At 72.8% G+C, this 25,699-nt stretch carries 13 protein-coding genes; 9 read left to right on the top strand and 4 right to left on the bottom strand.

Annotated elements, in window-relative coordinates:
- Window positions 1-2: 2 nt before the first annotated feature.
- From K8612_RS08695 to K8612_RS08685, 3 genes are all read right to left on the bottom strand, one after another.
- Complete coding sequence (locus K8612_RS08695; RefSeq protein ID WP_223761942.1) at window positions 3-644, bottom strand: RNA polymerase sigma factor; 642 nt, start codon at window positions 642-644, stop codon at window positions 3-5.
- Window positions 645-733: 89 nt separating this feature from the next.
- The gene (locus K8612_RS08690; RefSeq protein ID WP_223740505.1) at window positions 734-1,210 is read right to left on the bottom strand and encodes a redoxin domain-containing protein; all 477 of its coding nucleotides are present in this window, start codon (window positions 1,208-1,210) and stop codon (window positions 734-736) included.
- Entirely contained in the window at window positions 1,207-1,758 is a 552-nt protein-coding gene (locus K8612_RS08685) for a carboxymuconolactone decarboxylase family protein (protein ID WP_206795307.1), read from the bottom strand. The genes K8612_RS08690 and K8612_RS08685 overlap by 4 nt, the downstream gene beginning before the upstream one ends.
- Window positions 1,759-2,036: 278 nt before the next feature.
- Here K8612_RS08685 and K8612_RS08680 point away from each other — a divergent pair, with 278 nt between their 5' ends.
- From K8612_RS08680 to K8612_RS08645, 8 genes are all read left to right on the top strand, one after another.
- On the top strand, window positions 2,037-2,609 hold the full coding sequence (locus tag K8612_RS08680) for a carboxymuconolactone decarboxylase family protein (protein WP_223761941.1): 573 nt from the start codon (window positions 2,037-2,039) through the stop codon (window positions 2,607-2,609).
- A gap of 248 nt (window positions 2,610-2,857) precedes the next feature.
- Entirely contained in the window at window positions 2,858-8,365 is a 5,508-nt protein-coding gene (locus tag K8612_RS08675) for a type I polyketide synthase (protein WP_223761940.1), read from the top strand.
- A gap of 2 nt (window positions 8,366-8,367) precedes the next feature.
- A complete protein-coding gene (locus tag K8612_RS08670; protein ID WP_223761939.1) occupies window positions 8,368-11,391 on the top strand; it encodes a type I polyketide synthase in 3,024 nt (1,007 codons plus the stop codon).
- Window positions 11,388-19,445 (top strand): non-ribosomal peptide synthetase/type I polyketide synthase, encoded by an 8,058-nt coding sequence (locus K8612_RS08665; protein ID WP_223761938.1) that lies wholly within the window; start codon window positions 11,388-11,390, stop codon window positions 19,443-19,445. Before K8612_RS08670 ends, K8612_RS08665 begins: the two co-directional genes overlap by 4 nt.
- A 98-nt stretch (window positions 19,446-19,543) precedes the next feature.
- Entirely contained in the window at window positions 19,544-20,446 is a 903-nt protein-coding gene (locus K8612_RS08660; protein ID WP_223740500.1) for a hypothetical protein, read from the top strand.
- Between the two features lie 87 nt (window positions 20,447-20,533).
- Window positions 20,534-21,829 (top strand): hypothetical protein, encoded by a 1,296-nt coding sequence (locus K8612_RS08655; RefSeq protein WP_223761937.1) that lies wholly within the window; start codon window positions 20,534-20,536, stop codon window positions 21,827-21,829.
- Window positions 21,826-23,091, top strand: coding sequence for a YncE family protein (locus tag K8612_RS08650; RefSeq protein WP_223761936.1), 1,266 nt, complete (start codon window positions 21,826-21,828; stop codon window positions 23,089-23,091). The genes K8612_RS08655 and K8612_RS08650 overlap by 4 nt, the downstream gene beginning before the upstream one ends.
- A complete protein-coding gene (locus K8612_RS08645; protein ID WP_223761935.1) occupies window positions 23,088-23,783 on the top strand; it encodes a c-type cytochrome in 696 nt (231 codons plus the stop codon). Before K8612_RS08650 ends, K8612_RS08645 begins: the two co-directional genes overlap by 4 nt.
- A gap of 1 nt (window position 23,784) precedes the next feature.
- Here the strand turns inward: K8612_RS08645 and K8612_RS08640 are convergent, their stop codons facing one another.
- Window positions 23,785-25,143, bottom strand: a complete 1,359-nt coding sequence (locus K8612_RS08640) for a ferritin-like domain-containing protein (RefSeq protein ID WP_223761934.1) — start codon at window positions 25,141-25,143, stop codon at window positions 23,785-23,787.
- A 141-nt stretch (window positions 25,144-25,284) separates the two neighbouring features.
- On the opposite strand from K8612_RS08640, the gene K8612_RS08635 reads away from it, so the two are divergent.
- The gene (locus K8612_RS08635) at window positions 25,285-25,599 is read left to right on the top strand and encodes a hypothetical protein (protein WP_223761933.1); all 315 of its coding nucleotides are present in this window, start codon (window positions 25,285-25,287) and stop codon (window positions 25,597-25,599) included.
- The last annotated feature ends 100 nt before the right edge of the window (window positions 25,600-25,699 follow it).

Below are 25,699 nucleotides of genomic sequence, written 5' to 3'. Positions count from 1 at the left end.
GCTCAGGAGTGCCGGAGGCGCGGATCCCCGGCGGTGTCCTGCAGGGAGCGCGGCGCGGTCTCCGCGGCGGCCATGTCGGGCGGCCCCGGGTCCTTCATCGCCAGCACCAGGCACTCCCGCAGGCGCTGGCGCGCGCGGAACAACAGGATGCGGGCATTCTCCGGAGAGATCTCCAGCAGCGTGGAGACCTCTTCGCCTGGACGCTCGTCCAGGAGCCGGAGCCGGATGACCGCCTGCTGCATCTGCGAAAGCTGCTGGACACAGCGCACCAGGCTCACCCGCGCCTCCGCCTCCGCCACCAGCGTGTCCGCCGAGGGCAGGTCCGAGGCCACCTCGGACAGCTCGAACTCGGTCGGCAGCGCCCGGCGCGCCAGCTTGCGCCGCTGGTTCAGCGCGGCGTGGGCCACCAGCGTCGACAGCAGGCGCCCGACCTCGCTGGAGCGGGCCGGCAGGGTCGTGGCCTCCGGCATCCGCAGGAAGGTGACGAACGCGTCCTGGACGCAGTCGAGCGCGTCCTCGGGAGGCAGACCCCGGCGCCTCGCGCTCGTCACCAGGCGCGCTCGGTGCTGATGGACGAGCAGGGTGATCCAGGAGAGGAACTGGGCGCGCTCGGCGGCGGCATCCGGGGGACTGTCATCAGGCATGGCTCCGCCATCCTAACCCCCTTCGGCGGAAGCCGCCGAAAGGGGAAGGCCGGAAGACCCGGATGACGCATGAAGACGTGCGCCCTCGTCTAATCCGGGCGATGCGCTCCACGCGCGAGCGCGGCCATCAGCTCCTTCTCGTTGAAGCCCAGCGGCGGGAGGGCGGACTGCCTCCCGTAGACGACCTGCCGGGAGGGAGCCAGCAGCACGGTGCCGCTGGGCTGCAGCTTGCCCCAGAGGATCGGCTCCAGGCCCGCTTCCGCGTGCGTGCCCGTCCCGCTGGTCAGCACCGGGACCGGCAGCCCCAACCACGTGGCCAGCTCTCGCGCCTCCTCGGGCCCATCCGGGATGACCGAGATCACCTTCGCCCGGTTCGCCGCGATGTCACCCTGGCGCTTCGCCAGCGTCTTCAAGTGGTTGCGGCACACCGGACAGGCGGCGTTGCGGAGGAAGAACACCACCGCCGCCTCGCCGCCCATGGCCTCGCCCAGCCGCGTGGGCTTGCCCGTCCCGTCCCGCAGCTCCAGGTCGGGAAAGTGGGCCCCGGGCTCGAAGGTCGCTGTCACGCGTGGATTCCGTCGATGACCGCCGCGGGGACCAGGTCCACGGGCGGGATGTCGATCTCCGTCTGGGCCAGGTGGTTGAGGTAGTTGCCGAAGGTGGTGGCGACGACCTGCGCCAGGATCTCCACCACGTCACCGTCGGTCCAGCCCGCGGCACGCACCGCCGCCAGCTCCGCGTCCGTCACCGCGCCGCGACGCGCCGCGATCTGCCGGGAGAACTGGAGCGCCGCCTCCACCTTGGCGTCCGGCGCCTTGCCGGAGCGCGCCAGATCCAGCTCCTGATCGGAGAGGCCCGTCTTGCGGCCCAACTGGGTGTGGTGCGAGACGCAGTAGCGGCAGCCCTGCGCGTTGCCCACCGCGAGCGCGATCTGCTCACGGACGCGCGGCGTCAACTGCCCCTGGCCCAGCGTTCCGTGCAGCGCGAAGAAGGCGCTCATCGCCGCGGGCGAATTGGCCAGCACCCGGACCGGCGGAGGCAGGTTGGCGCCCAGCTTCTCCTTGATGGGTTTGAGCGTGGCGTGCGAAAGGTCGACAAGGTTCAGACGGGACATTGAGAACTCCTGAGGCCGCATGATTGCGGCTTGCCAGTGATTAAGGTCGCGACCCCAGGCCGGTGTTACGCCGAACCTGTCGATTCTTCCGAAATATTCATAAGCCGCTGAAATTGTTGGTGATTTCAAAGGCAATAATCATGCAAAAAATCCCCCATAAATCCGGCGCGAAATGCGCAAGAGAAAATTTGGATGCATGTGATTATTTGTTGAAACGCCTGTCTTGCGGTGGCATTGTCAAATGAATCCAGCATTCCAAGTTTTGGGGAGAATGAGTCTTGGGGCGACTGACGATTCATACGATTGAGAGCGCTCCGGAGCAGTCCCGTCCGGTGCTGGCCGCGGTGGAGAAGTCCGCCGGTTTCCGTTCGAACCTGCTGGGGCTCATCGCTGAGTCGCCGGGCGTCACGCAGGCCTTCGCGCAGATGGGGCCGCTGCTGGCCCAGTCCTCCCTGGGCGCCGTGGAGCGCGAGGTGGTCATCATGACCATCGGCTGGGAGAACGACTGTGCGTACTGCATGGCCTTCCACAGCTTCTTGTGTCGCAAGCTCAAGGTCCCGGATGCGCTCGTGGCCGCGGTCCGGTCGGGGACGACGCTGCCGGATCCGCGGCTGGAGGTGCTCGCGGAGTTCACCCGGACGGTGGTCCGTGAGAAGGGGTACGTGGGAGACGACCTCTGGAGCCGGTTCACGGCCCAGGGCTTCACGAGCGCCAACGCGCTCGACGTCATCCTCGCCCTCTCCCAGCAGGTGCTGGTGAACTACGCGAACCACCTGGGCGGCGTGGAGCTGGAGCCGGCGCTCAAGGAATTCGAGTGGACCCGCCCGTCCGGAGCGGCGCGCCAGGCGTAGTGCCCGGGGCCCTGGGGCCTCAAGTCTCAGGGCTTTCTCCCATACATCCGATGTTTCGCGCCCAGGCCCTTGCGTGCTGGCGCGCGAGTCCGCGTTCGCGGTGACGGTCTTGTCGTGTCTTGAGTTGCATCAGGCGCGGGCGGGGGTCTGCCCTGCGCTGACGTGGAAACCGGGCCCTTGGGGAAGGGCTGACAGGGGGAACTGCCTTGGGTGCGCCGACGATCTCTGCTCCTGTGACGGAAGCGTCCGTGCTGTCCGCGATCAGGTCCCACCTGCTGGAGGCATTGGCGCGCCGCAACGGCCTGTCGCCCGAGCAGGTGGATGCGCGACGGCCCTTCAGCCACTACGGGCTGGACTCGCTGGGCGCGGTGTCGCTCGGACGGGCGTTATCGGAGCTGGCGGGACGCGAAGTTTCCCCCACGGTCTTCTGGCGCCACGCCAGCGTGGACGCGCTGCTGCGGCACCTGGCCACGGGTGACGCGGACGCCGCGGCTCCGGTGGAGGCCTCAGGGCCTTCCGTGGCCCGCGACGAGCCGATCGCGGTGGTGGGCATGGCCTGCCGCCTTCCGGGCGCGCCGGACCTCACGGCGTTCTGGGAGCTGCTGCGCACCGGCCGCGACGCGGTGTCGGAGGTCCCCGCCGGGCGCTGGACGGACGGACGGCTGCAGCAGGCGGATCGCGGCGGAGGCAGCGCGCCGGTGCCGCGCCGCGCCGGGTTCCTGCCGGACATCGCGGGGTTCGATCCGCTGTTCTTCGGCATCTCCCCTCGCGAGGCGGCGGAGATGGATCCGCAGCAGCGCCTGTTCCTGGAGCTGGCGTGGGAGGCGCTCGAGGACGCGGGCATCGTCCCGAGGGAGCTGCACGCGACGGCGACGGGCGTGTTCGTCGGCGCCATCTGGCGGGACTACGCGGAGCTGGGCGGCGCGCAGCCGGAGCGCATCACGCCGCACACGGCCACCGGGCAGGCGCTCAACATGGTCGCCAACCGGCTGTCGTACGTGCTGGGCCTCCAGGGGCCCAGCCTCGTCATCGACACGGCGTGCTCGTCGTCGCTGGTGGCGGTGCACCTGGCCTGCCAGAGCCTGTGGGCCGGGGAGAGCACCACCGCCATCGTCGGCGGCGTCAGCGTGATGGCCTCGCCGCACACCATGGTGGCGCTGTCGCGCTTCGGCGGCCTGTCGCCGGACGGCGTGTGCAAGGCGTTCGACGCGAGCGCGGACGGCTTCGGACGCGGGGAGGGCGGGGGCGTGGTGGTCCTCAAGCCGCTCTCCGCCGCGCTCGCCGCGGGCGACACCGTCCGCTGTGTCATCCGTGCGACGGGCAGCAACAACGACGGGCCGAGCAACGGCCTCACGGCGCCCAACCCGGAGGCCCAGGAGAAGCTCGTGCGGCAGGTCCACGCGCGCTCGGGCGTGGCGCCCGGCGCGGTGGGCTACGTGGAGACGCACGGCACGGGGACGGCGCTGGGCGACCCCATCGAGGCGGGCGCGCTCGGGGCCGTGTTCGCGAAGGCGCGCGGGGAGGGTCCGCCGCTGCTCATCGGCTCGGTGAAGACCAACATCGGTCACCTGGAGGGGGCCGCGGGCATCGCCGGCTTCCTCAAGGCCTGCCTGTGCGTCGAGCGGCGCACGGTGGTGCCCAGCCTCCACTTCACGCGGCCCAACCCGCTCATCCCCTTCGAGGCGCTCCGGCTGGAGGTCTCGCGGGAGACGCGCGCGTGGCCCGTGCAGGACGGGCCGGCCGTGGCGGGCGTCAGCGCGTTCGGCTGGGGCGGCACCAACGCCCACGTCGTCATCCAAGAGGCCCCGCCGCCGCGGCTCGCCTGGGTGGGGCTGGCGGCGTCCGGAGCGGAGGGCCTGAAGGCCGAGGCCCGCCGCGCGCTGGAGGCACTGGGGACCGGGGGGCCGATCGACGCGCTCCAGGCCACGCTGGCGCCGGAGGCCTCCGGCCCGGACCGGCTCACCGTGTGCGTGCGCACCCCGGGCGAGCTGGAGTCGCGCCTGCGCGCGTTCCTGGACGGCGTGGCGGGGACGGTGACGCTGGGGACGGCGTCCGGCCGGCCTCCGAAGGTGGCCTTCGTCTGCGCCCCGCAGGGCGGCCAGTGGGTGGGCATGGGCCGCCGCATGCTGCTCACGGAGGGCGCCTTCCGCGCGGCCTTCGAGCGCGTGGACGCGGCCCTGGCGGTCCACTCCGGCCAGTCGCTCCGGGAGGAGCTGTTCAAGGCGGAGGGCGTCGCCCGCTACGACGACGTGGACGTGGTGCAGCCGCTGCTCTTCGCGTTCCAGGTGGCCCTGGTGGAGCAGTGGCGCGCCTGGGGCATCACCCCGGACGTCGTCGTGGGGCACAGCCTGGGGGAGATCGCCGCCGCGCACATCGCGGGCATCCTGGACCTGGAGGAGGCGGCGCTCGTCATCCACCACTACAGCCGCCTGCAGAAGCTGCTGGCGGACAAGGGCGGCATGGCCGTGGTCAACCTGCCGCCGGACGCGCTGAGCGGGCTCCTGGAGGCCACGGGCGGGGCGGTGGTGCTGGCCGGCCACAACGGCCCCCGGTCCACCGTGCTGTCGGGAGACCCGGCCGCGCTCGACGCGCTGCTCGCGGAGCTGAAGCGCCGCAAGGAGCTGTGCGCGCGGATCCGCGTGAACGTCGCCGCGCACAGCCCGCAGATCGACGACATCCTCCCGGAGCTGGAGGCGGTGCTCGCCGGGCTCCGTCCGAAGCCCGCGCGCCTGCCGATGATCTCCACCGCGCTGCGGCGGCGGATGGAGGGGCCGGAGGTGGACGGGCGCTACTTCGGCCAGAACCTGCGCACGCCGGTGTGGCTGGCCCCGGTGCTCGAGTCGCTGGTGGCCGACGGCGTGGACGCGCTGGTGGAGCTCAGCCCGCACCCGGTGCTGGTGGGCGCCCTGCAGCAGGCCGCCGAGACCCGGCAGCCACCGCCTGTCGTCCTTCCGTCCACCACGCGGGACGAGGACGAGCGGCTGGCCCTGTACGAAGCGCGCGCCACGCTGTTCCGGCTGGGATGCGCGGGGGCGGCCCCCTCCGCCGCCCGCGACGCGCTGGTGCCGCTGTCCGCCCACACCCCGCAGGCGCTCCGGGAGCTGGCGGCGCGCGTGGCCGGGGCGCTTCGCCAGGCGCCCTGGACGCAGGCGGAGGCCGTCGCCGCCACGGCCGCGCTGCGCCGGACGCACCACGCGGAGCGGCTGGCGGTGGTTGCGCGCGGCGGGGAGGACCTGGCCCAGGCGCTGGACGCGTACGCCCGGGGGGAACCCCATGAGCGGCTGGTGACCCCGGCGCTCGCGAAGGCGCCCTCGGTGGTGTTCGTCTTCCCGGGGCAGGGCTCGCAGTGGCACGGGATGGCGCGGCAGCTCCTGCGCGACGAGCCGGCCTTCCGCGCGGAGCTGGGGCGGTGCGACGCCGCCATCCACGCGCTCACCGGCTGGTCCGTGCTGGAGGAGCTGGAGGCGTCCGAGTCCGCGTCCCGGATGGCCCGGGTGGACGTGGTGCAGCCGGTGCTCTTCGCCGTGGAGGCGGCGCTGGCCGCGCTCTGGCGCTCCTGGGGCGTGCGGCCGAAGGCGGTCATCGGCCACAGCATGGGCGAGGTCGCGGCGGCGTATGTCGCGGGCGCGCTGGACCTGGCGGACGCGGCGCGGATCATCTGCCGCCGCAGCCAACTGCTGCGCCGGGTGAGCGGGCAGGGCGCCATGCTCGCCGCGGAGCTCACGCTGGACGAGGCCCGGGAGGTCCTGCGCGGCCACGAGGCGCAGGTCGCCGTGGCCGTGAGCAACAGCTCCCGCTCCACCGTGCTGTCGGGCCAGCCGCAGGCGCTGGAGGTCATCTCCCAGGCGCTCCAGGCCCGCGGCGTGTTCTGGCGCTGGGTCAAGGTGGATGTCGCCTCCCACAGCCCGCAGATGGACGCGCTGAAGGGCGAGCTGCTGGAGGTGCTGGCGGACGTCCGGCCCTCGCCGTCCGCGGTGCCCATCCACTCCACGGTCCTGGACGCGGTGACGGACGGCCGCGACTTCGACGCGGGCTACTGGGTGCGCAACCTGCGCGACCCCGTCCTCTTCGCCTCGGCGGTCCGGCGCGCGCGCGCGGCGGGGCACGACGTCTTCATCGAGATGAGCCCGCATCCCATCCTGCTGCCCGCCGTGGAGCAGGAGCTGGCCGACGTGGACCAGCCGGGCGAGGTGCTGCCGTCGCTCCGGCGCAACGAGTCCGAGCGCGAGACGCTGCTGCGCTCCCTGGCGGCGCTCTACACGCGAGGCCTGGAGCCTGCCTGGAGCGCCATCACCCGCGCGGGGCGCCCCGGTGTGCCGCTGCCCTCCTACCCCTGGCAGCGCGAGCGCTTCTGGCTGGAGCCCGCTCCCGCGGTGCGCGCCCCCGTCGCCGCCAGCCGTCCGAGCGGCGAGGGACTTTTGGGCAGCCACTTCCCGTCCGCCGTGGAGCCTCGGCTGAACCACTGGCAGGCGGAGTGGGGCGCGGACGTGTCCGGCTTCCTCGCCGACCACCGCGTCGCCGGTGACGCCGTGGTCCCCGGCGCCGTCTTCCTGTCCATGGCGCTGCGTGCCGCGAAGGAGGCGCTGGGGACCGCGCCCGTGGCGCTGCGGGACATCGCCTTCCCGCAGCCGCTGGTCCTGGGCCAGGGCTCCGAGTCCGCGCCGCGCGTGCAGACCGTGCTCTCCGTGCGCGACTCGCAGCGCGAGCTCCAGGTGTTCTCCCAGGGCGAGGGCCGCACGTGGGTGCCCCACGCGCGGGCGCTGGTGGACACGGGGCCGGCGCCGGCGGTGGGACGCGAGCGGGCGCAGGAGGCGCTGGCGCTCCGGGACTCGCTGCGCGGCTCCGCGGCGATGCTGCTGGACTCGGTGCGGTACTACGAGCTGCTGGCGGGCTGCGGGCTGGAGTACCGCGCCGCCTTCCGTGGCGTGGACTGCGTCTGGTCCCGCGAGGCGCAGGCGCTGGGGCGCGTCCTGCCGCCCCCGGCCTCCGTGGACCCGGAGCTGGCCCAGGTGGCCTGCATCGACTCCGCGCTCCAGCTCTCCATCGCCACGCTGCCGCCCAGCCTCGTGTTCCGGGGCCGGCAGCTCATCAGCGTCGGGGTGGACGGGTTCTCGCTCCACCGCCTCCCGGAGGGGCCCTTCCACGTCCACGCGCGGCGCCGCTCGGGCGATGAGGGCCCGGTGTTCCTCGTGGACGTGGTGGCGTTCACCGACGCGGGCGAGCCCCTGTTCCACGTCGACGGGCTGAAGGTCCGCGCGCTCGACGTGGCGCGGCCCGCCGCCGCCCGGAGTGACGAGTCCCGCCCGGTCGCCGCCGCGTCCCGGACGCTGCTCGACGAGCTGGGCGCGCTGGAGCCGTCTCGGCGGCGGGCGCGCGCCGAGGACGAGCTGCGGCAGGTGGTGGCCACGGTGCTCAAGCTGGCCCCGGCGCGGGTCCCCGTGGATCAGCCGCTGCGCACGCTGGGCATGGACTCCGTCATGTCGCTGGAGCTGCGCAACCGCATCGAGGCGCGCACCGGCATCCGGCTCTCCGCCACCGCGCTCTGGAACCACCCCACGGTGGAGGCGCTGACGGCCTTCGTCCTGAGCCAGGCCTCGTCCGCGCCAGCGGCCCGGTCCGCCCCGGCGCGCGCAGTCGCGCCAGCGCCCGTGCCCGTGCCCGTGCCCGCTGACGCGGCCCTGCCTTCCGACCTGGAGCTCGAGCGGCTGCTGGAGGCCGAACTCGCCCAGGTGCACCAGCTCATCAAGGAGTCCTGACCATGACGGCCCCACTGCCCACCGCGAATGATCCCACGCTGCTCAAGCGCAGCCTCGACGCGCTGAAGGACCTCCGGGCCCGGTTCGAGGCGCTGGAGTCCCGGGGCCGGGAGCCCATCGCCATCATCGGCCTGGGGTGCCGCATCCCGGGGGGCGGGGAGACCCCGGAGTCCCTCTGGAAGATGCTCCGCGGCAAGGTGGACACCGTCAGCGAGGTGCCCGCGGACCGCTGGGACCTGTCGCGCTACTACGACGCGGACGTGGCCACGCCGGGGCGGATGCACATGCGCTACGGCGCGTTCCTCGACGCGCCCGACCGCTTCGACCCGTACTTCTTCGGCATCTCTCCGCGTGAGGCAGAGCAGATGGATCCGCAGCAGCGCCTCTTCCTGGAGGTGGCGTGGCACGCGCTGGAGGACGCGGGCCTGAGCGCGAAGGCGCTCGCGGGCTCGGACACCGGCGTCTTCGTGGGCGCCAACGGGAACGACTACCTCCAGCTCCAGCTCGCGGAGCCGCAGGTGCTGGGCACGTACTCGCTGGTGGGCGGCACCAACTGCATCATCCCCAACCGGCTCTCGTACCTGCTGGACCTGCGCGGGCCGAGCATGGCCTTCGACACGGCCTGCTCCTCGTCGCTCGTCGCGGTCCACCAGGCCTGCCAGAGCCTGCGCAACGGGGAGAGCTCCGCCGCCATCGCGGGCGGGCTCAACCTGCTCTTGTCGCCCGTGGTGTCGATGGCGCACTCCAAGGGCCTGCCGCTGGCGCCGGACGGGCGCTGCAAGACGTTCGACGCGCGCGCGGATGGCTACGTGCGCGGCGAGGGCTGCGGCGTCGTGGTGCTCAAGCGCCTGTCGGACGCGCTCGCGGCCGGAGACCCGGTGTGGGCCGTCATCCACGGCTCGGCCGTCAACCAGGACGGGCTCAGCAACGGCCTCACGGCCCCCAACGGCGGGGCCCAGCGCGCCGTCATCCGCAAGGCGCTGGAGCGCGCGCGGCTCACCGGCGCGGAGGTGGGGCTCATCGAGGCGCACGGGACGGGCACCTCGCTGGGCGACCCCATCGAGGTGGAGGCCCTCTCCGAAATCTACGGCGCCGCGGAGGGCGAGCGACGGCCCTGCGCGCTCGGCTCCATCAAGACGAACATCGGTCACCTGGAGGCGGGCGCCGGCATCGTCGGCATCCTCAAGGTGGCGCTGTCGCTCAAGCACGGCCTCATCCCGGCGAACCTGCACTTCCAGGCGCTCAACCCGCACATCTCGCTGGAGGGCTCGCGCCTCTACGTGCCCACGGAGTCGACGCCGTGGACGGACCCGGCGGAGCGGCGGTACGGCGCGGTCAGCTCGTTCGGCGCGGGCGGCACCAACGCGCACGTCGTGCTGGGCACGCTGGAGTCCGCGCGGCCCGAGTCCTCCGCGCGCCCCTCCGTCCCCGGCGCGGAGCGCGCCCACCTGCTGGTGCTCTCCGCCCGCAGCCGCACGGCGTTGGCGAACGTGGCCCGGCGGCTGGCGGACCACCTGACGAGCGGCGCCGGCCAGCATGAGACGCTGGAGGACGTCTGCGCCACGGCCGCGCTGCGCAGGACGCACCACGACCACCGGGTGGGGCTCGTCGTCCGCACCCGCGAGGAGGCGCTCCAGCAACTGCGCGCGCTCCAGCAGGACGTCCGGCCCCCGGGCGCATGGACGGGCACCGCCGGAAGGCCGGGACGCCCGGTGTTCCTCTTCCCCGCGGAGCCCAGGCTGTCGGGGGCCCGGCTCGCGGCGCTGGGCCGCGACTGTCCGGTGTTCGCCCAGGCCCTGGAGCGGTGTCGCGGCGCGCTCCAGGTGCAGCCGGGCGCGGACGGGGTGGGGGAGCACTTCGCCGTGCAGGTGGCGCTCGCCGAGCTGTGGCGCTCGTGGGGCGTGGAGCCGGGCGCGGTGCTCGGGCAGGGCGTGGGGGAGATCGCCGCCGCCCACGTCGCGGGAGCGCTGTCGCTGGAGGACGCCGCGCGCGTCGCCCGCGAGTGCGGCGCCCTGCTGGCGAAGGGAGAGTCTGCGGCCGGAGCGCTGAGCGCGGCGCTGGCGGGACTGGCGCCCCGGCCCACGGCGGTGCCCCTGTACTCGGCGGACGGGACGGTGCTGGACGGCGAGTCCCTGGGCGCCAGCGCCTGGACGCGGTGCCTGCGCCGGACCGCGCCGGGCGTCGTCCCGGGCATCGAGGAGTCGCTGCGCGCGGGCCACGTGCTCTTCGTGGAGCTGGGGGCGGAGCCGGTGCTCACCGCGCCGGTGGCACAGGCCGCCGCGCGCCAGGGGCTGACCGACGTGCTGGCGGTGTCCTGCCTCCGTGGAAGCGAGGACGCGCTGGCGGCCCTGCTGACGTCCGCGGCGGCGCTCCACGCGGCGGGGCTGGGCCTGCGGCTGGAGCGGCTGCTCGCGCCCCACGGTCACTTCCTCCGCCTGCCCACCTATCCCTTCGAGCGCGAGTCCTTCTGGTTCAAGGAGCGGCCCGTCACGATGCTCACGTCGGTGCGCCCCACCCGCATGGAGCTGGCCCGCGAGGTGGTGCGTGACACGCCCCCCGAACCCGCCCGGCGCCCCGCGGAGGTCCGCGCCCCGGCCTCGCCGCAACCGACCGGCTGGGCGGAGCTGCCCGAGCGCGAGCGCGCCACGAAGCTGCGGAGCCTGGTGCACGCGGAGGTGGCGCGCATCCTGAAGTTCGACGCCGCGCGGCTCGACCCCAAGGGCGGCTTCTTCCAGATGGGCATGGACTCCGTGATGGCCGGCCAGTTGCGCAACCGGCTGGAGCAGCAGTTGGGACGCAAGTTCGCCGTCACCGTCATCTTCGAGAACCCCACCGTGGAGCGGCTGTCCCGGCAGTTGGGCACCTTCCTCACGCCGCCTCCTGCGCCGGGCACACCTCGGCGCGAGGCACCCCCACCGACCAGAGGCCCGAGCCCGGAGACCGGAGGCGGCAAGGACAGCATCGCCGACCTCCTGGCCCGGGAACTCGAAGAGACCTCCTCCCTCTCCAGCAAGGACCTGTCATGAGCACCCCGCCGGTTTCCAACGAAGCGTCCAACCGCGACGAACTGCTCCAGCGCGCCCTGGAGCGCATCCGTGAGTTCCGCGGGAAGCTCGACGCCGTCGAGTCCCAGCGCTCCGAGCCCATCGCCGTGGTGGGCATGTCCTGCCGCCTGCCGGGCGGCAACGACGATCCGTCCTCGCTGTGGCGCTTCCTGCGCTCCGGTGGCGACGGCATCCGCACGTTCCCCCAGGAGCGCGGCGCCGGGGTGACGCCGGAAGGCCAGCCCTTCAAGGGCGGGTTCCTGGATCAGGTCGACCGGTTCGACGCGGGCGTGTTCGGCATCTCCCCGCGCGAGGCCGCGACGTTGGACCCCCAGCAGCGCCTGTTCCTGGAGGTGAGCTGGGAGGCCCTGGAGAACGCCGCGCAGCCCTTCGACAAGCTCGAGGGGAGCATGGCCGGCGTGTTCGTGGGCATCACCAACTACGACTACTGCCAGAAGCTGATGCAGGAGACGCCGATTGATCAGTTGGACGCCTACTGCCTCACCAGCAACGCGTCCACGTTCGCGGCCGGGCGCCTGTCGTACTGGCTGGGGCTGCGCGGTCCCAGCCTGTCCGTGGACACCGCCTGTTCATCTTCCGCCGTCGCCCTGCACCAGGCATGTCAAAGCCTGCGCGCGGGGGAGTGTTCGCTAGCACTGGCGGGCGGCGTCAACGTGCTGCTGTCGCCGGAGTGGTTCGTGGTGCTGTCGCGCGCGGGCATGCTGTCGCCGGACGGCTACTGCAAGACGTTCGACCGCGACGCCAACGGCTACACGCGCGGCGAGGGCTGCGTCGTCTTCGTCCTCAAGCGCCTGTCGGACGCGGTGGCGGCGAAGGACCACATCCACGCGCTGATCCGCGGCTCGTGTGTCAACCAGGACGGACGCAGCGGCGGCCTCACGGTGCCCAACCCCGCGGCGCAGCAGGACGTCATCCGCGGCGCGCTCAAGGCGGCGCGCGTGGGGGCGGACCGCGTCAGCTACGTGGAGACGCACGGCACGGGGACGCCGCTCGGCGACCCGATAGAGGTCCGCGCGCTGGGCGCGGCGCTGGGCGAGGGGCGCGCGGAGGGCGACCGCATCCACATCGGGTCCATCAAGGCCAACATCGGGCACCTGGAGCCGGCGGCGGGGGCCGCGGGCCTCATGAAGGTCATCCTCGCGCTCCAGAACGAGGAGCTGCCGCCCCAGGTCCAGTTCCGGGAGCTGAACCCGGAGATCGACCTGGAGGCGCTGCCGGTGGCCATCTCCACCCGGCCCCAGGCGTGGCCGCGCGCGGAGCGCCCGCGCATCGCGGGGGTGAGCTCGTTCGGCGCGAGCGGCACCAACGCCCACCTGGTGGTGGAGGAGGCCCCAGCCGTGGTCCGCCCGGCGCGGACCTTCGAGCCCGGCACGCAGCTCTTCACCCTGTCCGCGCGCAGCCCCGCGGTGCTGGCGCGGCTGGCGGGGCGGCACGCGTCGCACCTGGCCTCCCACCGCGACCTGCTGCTGGAGGACGTGTGCTTCAGCGTGAACACCGGCCGGGCCCGCTTCGCGGAGCGCGTGGCGCTGCCCGTGGACGACCTGGAGTCGCTCCAGCACGCGCTGTCCGCCATCGCGGCGGGGGAGCTGCCGGCGGGCGCGTCCCTGGGCCGCGCGCAGGTGGGGCAGGGGCCGAAGGTGGCCTTCCTCTTCACCGGCCAGGGCAGCCAGTTCCCGGGCATGGCGGTGGAGCTGCACGCCTCGCAGCCGGTGTTCCGGCAGGCGCTGGACCGGTGCGCGGAGGCGCTGAAGTCCCACTGGGACGTGCCGCTGCTCACGCTGCTGCGCGGGGAGGGCTTCACGGCGGGGCTGTTGGATCAGACCCGCTACACCCAGGCCGCGCTCTTCTCCGTGGAGTACGCGCTCGCCATGCTCTGGAAGAGCTGGGGCGTCGTCCCCGCCGCGGTGCTGGGCCACAGCGTGGGTGAGTACGTCGCGGCCTGCGTCGCGGGCGTCTTCGAGCCCGAGGCGGCCGTGGCGCTGCTCGCCGTGCGCGGCGCGCTCATGCAGGCGCTCCCGGCGGCGGGCGCGATGGCGTCCGTCTTCGCCAGCGAGGCCCAGGTGCGCTCGGCGCTGGAGGGCATGGCGGACCGCGTGTCCGTGGCCGCGGTGAACGCGCCGGACAACATCGTCATCTCCGGCCAGGCGGACGCCGTGGAGCAGGTGCTCCAGGCGCTGACGGCGCAGGGGCACAAGCACAAGCGCATCAACGTCTCGCAGGCGTTCCACTCGCCGCTGTTGGACCCGATGCTGGACGCGCTGGAGCAGGCCGCGTCCGGGCTCACGTTCCAGGAGCCGTCCCTCCCGCTCATCTCCAACCTGACCGGCCGGCCCGTGGAGCCCGGCACGCTGGGGCCGCGCTACCTGCGCGACCACGCCCGCGAGGCCGTGCGCTTCCAGGCCAGCATGGAGTGGCTGTTCGAGAACGGCTTCGACACCTTCGTGGAGGTGGGTCCCGCGCCCCACCTCATCGGCATGGTGAAGCGCTACGCGCCCGCGGGCGACCGCGCCTTCCTGCCCTCCATGCGCAAGGGGCTGTCCGCCCAGCGCTCCATGCTGGAGAGCGCGGGCGCCCTCTACACGCGCGGCGCGGACCTGGAGTGGGACCACCTGCACGCGGGCCTGGAGCCGCGCCGCGTCCCCCTGCCGACGTACACCTTCGACCGGAAGCGGTACTGGTACGCCGCCCCCGCGCCCGGTGCCGCGGCCCGGTCCCCGGCCTCCGTGCAGGAGGTCGAGGCGGGCGCCACGACGCTGCTGGGCCACCGGCTGCCGTCGCCGCTGCCCGCGGCGCAGTTCCGCGTGCGGTACGACGCGGCCCAGCACCCGTGCCTGGCGGACTGCCGGATGGGCGGGATGCGGGTGGTGAACGTGGGCGTCTTCCTGGAGGCCGCGCTCCAGTCCTGGCACGCGCTGACGCCGGGCGCGGGCGCCTGCCGCGTGGACGGCCTGTCCGTGCGTCGCGGGCTCCTCATGGACGACGACGAGACGCGCGTCGCGCATCTGGTGGTGGAGCCCCCGGACGCGAAGGGTGAGCGGAGCTTCGCGCTCCACAGCCTGCCGCCGGGCGCCTCGGAGGACTCCGGCGCCTGGGCGGTGCACGTGGAGGGACGGCTCGCGGAGGCCCGTGAAGAGAAGGGCCTGGAGTCCGTGGACGCCATCCTCGCGCGCTGCGAGCGGACGCTGGACGGCGCGGAGTTCTACGCGCGCATGGAGAAGCGCCAGTTGGTGCTCGGGCACTCGGCGCGGTGGATCGAGCAGGTCCGCTTCCGCGAGGGCGAGGCGCTCGCGACGATGCGCGCGCCCGACGCGAAGGAGGCGGAGGGCTACCGCGTCCACCCGGGCCTGGTGGACGCGCTCTTCCAGGCGGTCTTCGCGTGCCTGCCGGGCGACGTGCCCGAGGACGCCATCTACATGATCGTCGAGGTCGCCCGCTTCGTCGTCGGTCCCGCCACCCCGGCGGCCGCGACCCGGGCCCATGTGCGGCTGCGCCCCTGGAAGGACGGGGACACGACGATCGTCGCGGACGTGGACGTGGCGGACGCGGAGGGCCGCGTCTTCCTGTGCGCGGAAGGGGCGCTGCTCAAGCGCACGACGGTCCAGGCGCTCCAGAAGGTGACGCGCGCGGAGGTCACCCCGGCGGCGAGCGCCGCCCGTCCCGCTTCGTCGGGCCTGCGGGACGTGCTCTCGCGCCTCCAGGTGGCGGAGCGCACGCCCCGGCTGGTGGAGTGGCTGCGCGCCCAGGTCGCCGTCATCCTCCGCGCGTCCGCTTCGGACGTGGACGTGGACGCGCCGCTGGCGCACGCGGGCTTCGACTCGCTGATGGCGCTGGAGCTCAAGAGCGCGGTCGCCAACGAGCTGAACGTGGCGCTGTCGCTCGGCGGACTGCTGGCGGGCGCGAGCCTCAAGGCGCTGTGCTCGGAGATCCTCGGGCAGCTCTCGCTGGAGGCCCCGCCCGCGAGCGGCGCGGTGGAGCCGGCGCGGACCGCGAGCGCGGAAGCAGCCCCGGTGGAGGTGCTGGTGCATGACGGGGAGGGGCGCCACCAGCCCTTCGGCATGACGGACCTCCAGCAGGCGTACCTGCTGGGCCGCACGCGCTCCTTCGAGCTGGGCGGCGTGTCCACCTACTTCTTCCTGGAGGTGGACCTGCTGGGCGTGGACCTGGAGCGGCTGGGCTCCAGCCTGGACGTCATCATCCAGCGCCACGACATGCTGCGGGCGGTGGTGACGCCGGACGGGCAGCAGCGGGTGCTGTCCACGGTGCCTTCGTTCGTCATCCGCACGGTGGACCTGCGGGGCCAGGACGCGGCCCAGGTCGAGCGCGCGCTCGCGGCCCTGCGCACGGAGATGGCCACCCAGGTCTTCCAGACGGACCGCTTCCCGCTGTTCGACGTCCGGGCCACGCGGCTGGACGGCGAGCGCACGCGGCTGCACCTGGGCTTCGACGCCCTGGTGGTGGACGCGTGGAGCACGTCGCTGCTCTTCAAGGAATGGTCCGCCGTGTACCGCGAGGGCGCCGGCGCGCTGCGGCCCATCGACATCACCTTCCGCGACTACGTCCTGGGCGTGCAGGCGCTGGAGTCCGGCCCCGCGTACGCCGCCGCGGAGAAGTACTGGCTCAAGCGCGTCCCCAAGCTGCCGCCCGCGCCGGAGCTCCCCATGGCCCGCCACCCGGGCACGCTGGAGCTGCCGCGCTTCACGCACCGCTCGTTCCGGCTGCCCAAGGCCCAGTGGGCGCGCTTCAAGGAGCTGGCGCGCGAGGCGGGCGTCACGCCCTCCATGGTGATGTGCGCGGCCTACTCGGAGGTCCTGGCCACCTGGGGCCGCAGCCGCGCCTTCACGCTCAACGTGCTGTTCTTCAACCGCGTGCCGCTGCACCCGCACGTGGACCGGGTGCTCGGCAACTTCAGCGCCACCACGCTGCTGGAGGTGCAGGTGGAGCGCGCGGAGTCGATCGCCTCGCGGGCGCAGCGGCTCCAGCAGCAACTGTGGAACGACCTGGACCACGCGTCGTTCAGCGGCGTGCGCGTGCTGCGTGAGCTCAACCGGCGCGACGGCGACATGCGGCGCGCCCGCATGCCCATCGTCTACGCGAGCACCATCAACTTCCACTCGCGCGAAGGCGACGCCGCGCCGGCGGGCCTCGCCCAGCACCTGCTCACCATGGGCACGGGCGGCGAGGAGATCCACAGCAGCATCCGCACGCCCCAGGTGTTCCTGGACCACCAGGTGGTGGAGGACGGCGGCGGGCTCGTCCTCAACTGGGACGTCGTGGAGGAGCTGTTCCCGGCGGGGATGATCGACGCCATGTTCCAGGCCTACTCGGGCCTGGTGACGCGGCTGGCGGCGGAGCCCGCGGCCTGGACGGAGCGCACGCGGCTGCTGGTGCCTCCGGAGCAACTGGACGTCCGCCGGCTGGCCAACGCGACCGCCGCGCCCGTGGCGCAGGGCCTGATGCACGAGCCGTTCGTGCGGGCCGCGGCGCTCCAGCCGGACCGGCCCGCGATCATCACCGCGCGCCGCACGCTCACCTACGGGGAGCTGGACGCCGCCTCCAACCGCGTCGCGCACTGGCTGCGCGAGCAGGGGGCCCGGCCCAACGCGCTCGTGGCCCTGGTGATGGAGAAGGGCTGGGAGCAGGTCGTCGCCGCGCTGGGCGTCCTCAAGGCCGGCGCCGCGTACGTGCCCATCGACGCGCACCTGCCTCCGGCGCGCCTGCGCTACCTCCTGGAGAACACGGACGCCCGGCAGGTGCTCACCCAGTCCTGGCTCACGCTGGACCTGTCGGGCGTGGACCCCGGCGCGGTGCTGGCCATCGACGGGCCGGAGGCGCAGCGGCCCCCGGCGGACGCGCTGCCGAGCGTGCAGCGTCCGGAGGACCTGGCGTACGTCATCTACACGTCCGGCTCCACGGGGCACCCCAAGGGCGTGATGATTGAGCACCGGGCGGCGCTCAACACGCTGCTGGACGTCAACACGCGCTACGGCGTCGACGCGGACAGCCGGGGCTTCGCGCTGTCCGCGATGAACTTCGACCTGTCGGTGTGGGACGTCTTCGGCCTGCTGGCCGCGGGCGGCGCGCTCGTCATCCCCCAGCCCGGCGACCTGCGCGAGCCCGGCCGCTGGCTCCACCTGGTGCGCGAGCACCGCGTGACGGTGTGGAACAGCGTCCCGGCGCTGATGGAGATGATGGCGGATCACCTGGCGGGCCTGGGCGAGACGTGGCCCCAGTTGAAGACGGTGATGATGAGCGGCGACTGGATCCCGGTGTCGCTGCCGGAGCGCATCCGCGCCGTGGCCCCGAACGCCGCCGTCTACAGCATGGGCGGCGCCACCGAGGCGGCCATCTGGTCCATCGTGTACCCCATCGGGGACGTGGACCCCGCGTGGCCCAGCATCCCCTACGGCAAGGCGATGCTGAACCAGCAGATGCTGGTGCTCGACGACGCGCTGATGCCGTGCCCCACCTGGGTGCCGGGGCAGATCTTCATCGGCGGCGTGGGCGTCGCGCGCGGCTACTGGCGGGACGAGGAGAAGACCCGCGCCAGCTTCATCCGCCACCCGCTGACGGGCGAGCGGCTGTACCGCACGGGAGACCTGGGCCGCTTCCTGCCGTCCGGCGACATCGAGTTCCTGGGCCGCGAGGACTTCCAGGTCAAGGTCCAGGGCTTCCGCATCGAGCTGGGCGAGATTGAGAACGCGCTGCTCCAGCACCCGGGCGTGCGCGCCGCCGTCGCGTCCGCCGTGGGTGAGAAGCGGGGCAACAAGCGGCTCGTGGCCTACGTGGTGCTGGACGCGGAGGCGCCCCCGGCGCTGGACGCGCTGCGCGAGGCGCTGCGCACGAAGCTGCCGGAGTACATGGTGCCGCAGACCTTCGTGACGCTGGACTCGCTGCCGCTCAGCGCCAACGGGAAGGTGGACCGCGGCGCGCTGCCGGCCCTGGAGGGCACGCAGCAGCCCAAGCAGACCGGCGTGCGGGTGCCGCCGCGCACCGAGCTGGAGAAGACGCTGGCCGGCCTCTGGGAAGGGCTCCTGCCGGGCCCCGTGGGCATCCACGACAACTTCTTCGAGGTGGGCGGCAACTCGCTGCTCGCGGTGCGGCTGATGGCGCGGCTGCGCCAGGAGCTGGGCCGGGAGCTGCCGCTGGCGACCCTCTTCGAGATGCCCACCGTGGCGCTGCTCGCCGCGTCCCTGGAGGGGCCGGAGGCGCCGAGGCGCGAGGGGCGGGGCGCGCTGGTGCCCATCCAGCCCTCGGGCACGCGTCCGCCGCTCTTCCTGGTGCACCCGGTGGGCGGCAGCGTCCTCTGCTACGCGGAGCTGGCGCGCAAGCTGGGGGCGGATCAGCCCGTCTTCGGGCTCCAGGTGCCGCCCGGCGCGCCGCCCCGGTCCATCGAGGCCATGGCCGCGGCGTACCTGGAGGCGCTGCGCGACGTGCAGCCGCGCGGCCCGTACCACCTGGGCGGCTGGTCCATGGGCGGCGTCGTCGCCTACGAGATGGCGCGCCAGCTCCAGGCGGCGGGGGACACCGTCTCCACGCTGGCGCTCATCGACGTGCTCGTCCCGCCGGCGGGGCAGGGCGGGGACGCCATGGATGAGGCGGCGCTGATGGCGCGCTTCGCCGAGGACCTGGGCGCGCTGTCCGCCCGCCGCGTCTCGGTGGATGCCGGCGCGCTGCGGGCCCTGCCCGCGGACGCGGTGCTGGAGCGCGTGGTGGAGGACCTGCGGGCGCAGGAGGCCATCGCTCCGGAGCTCGACCGCGCGACGCTGGGGGCGCACGCGGAGGTGTTCAAGGCGAACATGCGCGCCCTCACCGCGTACCAGGCCCGGCCCTACGCCGGCCGCGTCTGGTTCTGCCGGGGCGCGCAGCCCGGAGGCGCCTCGCGGCAGAACGCGGAGGCGTGGCTGGGGCTCACCTCGGGCGGCCAGCTCGTGGAGCTGGAAGGCAACCACTACACGCTGTTCAGCCACGGGCTCGACGCGCTCGTGGGCTCGCTGTCGTCCGCCCTGCGCGCCTGAGCCGGGGCTGTTGCTTCGTTCATCTCGTTTCGTTCACAAGGAGTGCAACCGTGTTTCATCGTCTGAGTCCGTGGATTGTGGGTGCCGCCCTGCTGGGCATGGCCGGCTGTTCCGATGAAGGGGAGACCGTCGAGGCCTGTGTCGACAACAAGGTCCAGAAGATCTCCGAGAAGGAGCTGTCCAAGAAGTTGAAGGACGGCGCGTACCGCGGCACGTGCGACCTGATGGAGAACCGCGTGTCGTTCGGCGACGGCTACGTGCAGTCCATCGTCCACAAGAACGCGGACGGCTCCGTGAAGGCCATTGGCGTCACCGTGGACCAGGCCGCCATGGACACGCTGCCCATGCTGCCCCACCTGCCGACGAACGACGGGCAGACGTGCTGGGACATGAACAACGACGGCGTGACGGACCCGGAGAAGGAGTGCAACGGCGGCCACGAGCGCGTGCTCTGGTTCCCCAAGATGAAGGACGTCCCTTTCCAGTGGATCATGTTCAACTGGCAGGGCCGGGGCCACGGCCCCATCGGCGCGTTCGACAAGGGGCACTTCGACCTGCACTTCTTCATGCAGGACTTCGTGACGCGGAACTTCATCCGCACCGGCCCGTGCGGCGTCTACACGGACTGCAACGACTACGCGAAGGCCATCAAGGATCCGCCAGCGCCCTTCTACCCGACGGGCTTCGAGAACCAGAAGGGCGTGTCCGCGCGCATGGGCAACCACCTGGCGGACATCGCCGAGTCGCCCTTCAACGGCGAGCCCTTCACGCAGGCGTTCGTCTACGGCGCCTATGACGGCCACATCACGTACTTCGAGACCGTCGTGGAGGGCGGCTTCGCCAAGAGCAAGCCCGCCGAGGACTGCCGCCCCATCAAGGCGCCTCCGGCGATGGAGGTCTCCGGCCTCTACCCGACGCGCTACTGCATCCGGTACCGCGAGGACAAGAAGGACTACCTGATGACGCTCGAGGACTTCGAGTACCGCAGCGCGCCCAACTAAGCCGTGCCCCCCAAGGCGAGCGGCCGCGCACCGGAGCGGCTCCGGTGCGCGGCCGCTCGTTGTTTCTCCCAGCGCAGGAGCCACACCGTGAAGAAGACATCCGTCCTCCTGTCCTGGAGGCTGCCGTTGCTCGTGTCGCTGTGGGCGGTTCCCGCCGGGGCGCACTGGGGCATGCCCGACGAGGCGAGCAGCCTCACCGTGCGCCGGGGGCACGCGTCCGACTGGATCATGGGGGACGCCTCCGGCGCGCTCATCTCCCGCGACGAGGGAGCGACCTGGCGGTGGATCTGCCCGGAGGGCATGGGCATCGCCATCTGGCGTCCGGAGCGCTACTTCTGGCTGTCCGGCGGGGCCATCCTGGCCGCCACGGGGAGCGCGCTGATCCGCTCCGACGACAGCGGCTGCACCTGGACGGCGCACGGCGCCTTCAAGGACACGTGGGTCACGAGCCTGGCGGTGCACCCGGTGGACGAGCGCTTCCTGTACGTCAGCACGGGGCGGCCGTCCCAGAACAACGGGCTGTACCGCTCCGAGGACGGCGGCGAGTCCTGGGTCCAGGCGCTGGCGCCGACGCCGGGCTCGCAGTTCTCCGCCATCCGCGTCGCCGCGTCGGATCCGCTGCGCCTCTACGCGTCGGGCCAGGACGCGGAGGGGCAGTTCCTCGCGCGCAGTGACGACGGCGGGCGCGTGTGGACGCGGCTGCCCCAGCCGCTCACCGCGTTGAAGCTCCCGTATGACCTGGTGCTGCTGCGCGTGAGCGACGCCTCCCCGGACGTGCTGTGGGCGAAGGTCTCCGCCCAGGGACACGACTGGCTGCTCAAGAGCACGGACGGCGGCGTCACGCTGACGGCGGTGATGGACACCTACGAGCGAATCGGCAGCGTGGAGGCGTCCCCCGACGGGCGCACGGTCTGGGTCTCCACGACGACGCACCTCTTCCGGGGACAGGATGACGGGCCCTTCACGGAGCTGGCGGAGCCGAACGGGAACGCCTGCGCGCTGAAGCGCGACGGGACGCTCTATGGCTGCGGCCCGGGCTGGACGGGCGGCTGGGCGCTGGCGAAGAGCGCGGACGACGGCACGACCTGGGACCCGATGTTCAAGCTGGGCGACGTGCAGGGCGCGCACCTGTGCCCCGCCTCGACGCCCGTGCAGCAGCGGTGCCCGGCCCTGTGGCCGCAGCTTGCGCAGCTCTACGGCGCGGGGCCGGACGGGGGCGTGGGGCCCACGCAGGACGCGGGCCCCTCCGAGCCCCTGGCGCCGGCGGCCTCGGATGGCTGCGCCGCGGCGCCGGGGCTGGTGCCGGGCGCGCTCCTGGTGCTCCTGGCGGGGTGGGGGCGCCGGTCCCGAAGGGGAGCGCCGGCTCGGAGCCGCCGGTCATGACGGGGTCCTGGCTCCGCCCGGGGCGCGTCGCCGGGTCGTGGTGCTGGCTGCTGCTGGGAGTGCTCGGGGCCTGTGGGGACACGGACCCGGGGACGCTCCAGGTGCCGGAGCTGGAGTACGGCGTCGAGTCCCCCTGGCCGGTGTCCGCGCCGCTGCCGCCCGTGGGGCCCGCGGGGCGGCTGATCATCACCAACAACATGGAGGACACCCTCAGCCTGCTGGACCTGGACGGGATGGCGTCCTCCACCTGGGGGGAGCTGGCGCGCGTCCCGGTGGGGCTCAACCCGGTGGAGCTGGAGGGGCCGCACCACACGGTCGTCTCGCCGGACAACGACTTCTATTACGTGGGCATCTCCAACTACGTGCCCGGCTCCGGCTCCGGACCGCACGGGACGCATGGTTCAGGCAAGGCGGATGGCTACTGCCTCAAGCTGGACGCGGCCACGCACGCCGTCGTGGGTTCGGTGCGCGTGGATCCCAACCCGGGCGACGTCTTCCTCAGCGCGGACGGGCGGACGCTCTTCCAGACGCACTTCGACCTGCTGAAGATCGCGGAGGTGGCCCGGCGGGGAGGCAAGGAGTCGGAGATGGACGCGCGGATGGCCATCCTCGACGCGCGGACGATGACGCGCACGGCGATGGTGCCCGTCTGCCCCGCGCCCCACGCGGTCCGGCTGTCATTGGACGGGCGCCGCGCCTACGTCGCCTGCTGGTCGGACGAGGTGGCCATCGTGGACCTGGAGCAGGCGGACCACCCGGTGCGCCGCGTGAAGGTGGCGGACACCGCTGGCACGGCCGTGCGGCCCCTTCACCAGCCCTACGCGCTCACGGTGTCGCCCACGACGGGCGCGGTGTGGGTCAGCTCGCTCGCGAGCCGCGCGGTGCAGTACCTGGATCCGGTGACGCTCACGATGGATCCCCAGCGCACGGTGTGGCTGCCGGGCGCGCCGATGTTCGGGGTCTTCACGTCGGATGGGCGCACGCTCTACATGCCGTACCAGTCGGTGGACTCCATCGCCGTCATCGACCCGGACCACCCGGAGGCGGTGCCCGGGGAGATTCCGCTGGCGCCCAGTGGCTGCCTCAACGTGCACCAGGTGATGCTGACGCCGGACGAGCGTTACGCGCTCGCGGTCTGTGAAGGGGACCACGTGGGGCCGGGCACGCTCCACGTCGTGTCGCTGGAGGAGCGCCGGGTGGTGAAGACGGTGCAGGTGGGCCTCTTCCCGGACTCGGTGGCGCTGCTGGGGAGCCGGCCATGAGGTGGCTCTGGGTGCTGGGCGCGCTGGTGGCGGGCTGTGGCGGCGCGACGCCCGCGGCGGAGTTCGGTGAGGCGCTCTTCCAGGATGCCCGCCTGTCCGGCAGTCAGTACAACAGCTTCTCCTGCGCGACCTGTCACGCCACGAGCGCCAGGCCGGAGCCGGATCGGATGCTCGCGGGCTACCCGCTGGAGAACGTGGCGTTCCGCCAGACCTGGTGGGGCGGCTACGAGACGGACCTGCTGGGCGCGGTGAACTTCTGCTACCTGAGCTTCATGCGCGGCGTGTCGCCCCTCACGCGCGAGGACCCGAAGGCGCGGGCCCTGTACGAATACCTGGTGCGGATCAGCCCGGACACGGATGCGCCCGCGCTGCCCTTCACGGTGGTGAAGGACATCCAGGACGTGCCGGCCGGTGATGCCGGACGGGGCGGCGCCGTGTACCGGGCCGCCTGCCAGACGTGCCATGGGGCCACGCACACCGGGGAGGGGCGCCTGACGTCGTTCGCGTCGGTGTTGCCGGAGGTGATGGACGACTACGACACGCTCTTCCCCGGCGTTCCCCGGCGGCTGGTGGTCATCGAGAAGCTGCGTCATGGCAGCTTCTTCGGCGTCGGCGGCACCATGCCGCTCTACAGCCGGGAGGCCCTGTCGGACGAGGACCTGTCGGCGGTGCTCGCCTTCCTGGGGTTGTGACTCAGGCCCAGAGCGCCTGCTCCAGCGAGTCGAGCAGCGCCGCCGCGACTTCGGGAGAGGGCAGGCCGGCGTCGGCGGTGAGCTCGGGGTCGAGCGGCGCGGCCACCTCCGCGCGCAGCACCGCGATGGCCTGCCGCCGGGCGTCGTGGAGGGCGGCCCGTGCTTCAGGGGACAGGCCGGGCGTGGCCCACGCGTCGATGTCCCAGGACAGGCCCGCGTGCCGGGTCTCGTCTTCGGCGATGCGCGCCATGGCCTCGCGGATCTCCGGGTCGCGCGCGTGCAGCGCCTGGTGGTGCGCCACCAGCGCGCCATAGGTCTCCCGCACGCAGCCCTCCACGGTGTTGTCGAGCAGCACCTCGCTCCAGGGCCGCAGCGGCAGGGCGGTGACGGCGGGCGGTACCGGCGTGGCGCCGAAGCGCTGGGCCAGGCGCAAGGTGACTTCGGTGTGCCGCACCTCGTCCGCCGCGCTGGCGAGCGCCGCGTCCTGCAGCTCGCTGCTCGCGCCGTGCAGGGCCAGCTCCTCGCGCAGGCGCAGGAAGGCGTGGATGGCGGCGGCCTCCAGCCGGGCGGCGTTGGCGAAGTAGCCGCCCCTGGCGTCCGCGCAGTCCCCAGCCCGGCCGCGCTGGAGTCCCACGGGCCTGCGGCCGACGACGCAGTCGGGCGTGCCCTCCTTGAGGGGGAACGTGCCTTCCTCCGTCACGACGCCGGACGCCGCGACCTTCAGGTCGTGCCGGGTCTCGTACACGTTCGTCTCACAGTCATAGTCCTGGATGCTGACGACGCTGAAGGTCCCGTCTGGAAGGGCGCGGACCTTGCCGCGCTCGTAGGCCGGCTGGCCGCACAGGGCATAGCCCGAGGCGTAGGCCAGGAGCGCGGCCTCCTGCGGAGTGTCGATGCGGCCCAGCAGTGCCCTGACGGCGTCCGCGGTCGTGTACGCCGTCACCTCGTCGCCGCGGGTCGTGACGAAGAAGCCCTCGGTGCACTCCATGCTGTAGCCACAGATGCGCGGGAAGCCGCGAGTCACCTCCAGCGCTTCGATGCGCGCCAGGCACGCCTGGGGATCCGACGCCGTCGCGCAAGGCTCGCCCTCCGACGTCACGAGCTGGACGTCATGGGGGAGGGTCCGGTGGTTCACGACGCGGAGCTGGAGCGTGTCTGGCGCCGGGTCGATGGCCAGCCCGGTGAGGGCGGGGAGGCCGTTCTCGCACGCGACGTCCGAGTGCTGGCTCAGGTCGACGGGCCCAGGCTCCGGTGGAGGCTCCCCGCCGGGTTCACCCTGGCACCCCGTGAGCAGCAGGGGGGTGGCCAGGGAGACCCGCAGGGCACGGGAGAAGAGAAGCCGCAGCCGATAGACGTTCATGGTCCCCTCAAGGGCAAGGCGCGGGCATCGGGCCCGCGCCCCTTGGACACACGACCCCGGCCGCGTGGGACATGGCCCGTTCCCGGGGGACAAGGAATCGGAGGTGTCGCGTTCTCTTGAACGCCAGACATTGGAGGAGAGATGCCCGTCATTACGTTCGGAATGAAGGCAGACAAGCCGTCCCTGAATGGCTACGGAAATATCTATCGCGCCCCGGTCACGCGAAATGCACCTGCACTCTACAAAGGCGTGAAGTTGCGGCCCACCTTGCGAAGCGCTCCTGTCACTCTTGACCCGGGGCTCTATGTGTACTGGGTCCAGCTCCAGGGTGGGGATGGGGCCTTCACGATCAAGGCGTACCGAGACGGAGAGGAACAGCCGTTCGCCGAGTACCCTTCGGACACCGCGAAGTCAGGATTCCATGGGATCAACTTCGCCTTCGCGGTGGCCCGATGAGGCGCTCCGTGTGCCGCGTACCCCATCCGCGTCCGTTTAACGCGGCGGCGAAAAGCAAAGCAGAATCAAAGACATAGGTGCAGCCGAGCAGGCAGGCCCG

Source organism: Corallococcus sp. AS-1-6, from assembly GCF_020037015.1.
Classification (GTDB): domain Bacteria; phylum Myxococcota; class Myxococcia; order Myxococcales; family Myxococcaceae; genus Corallococcus.
This window is presented reverse-complemented; position numbering and strand designations above follow the sequence as displayed.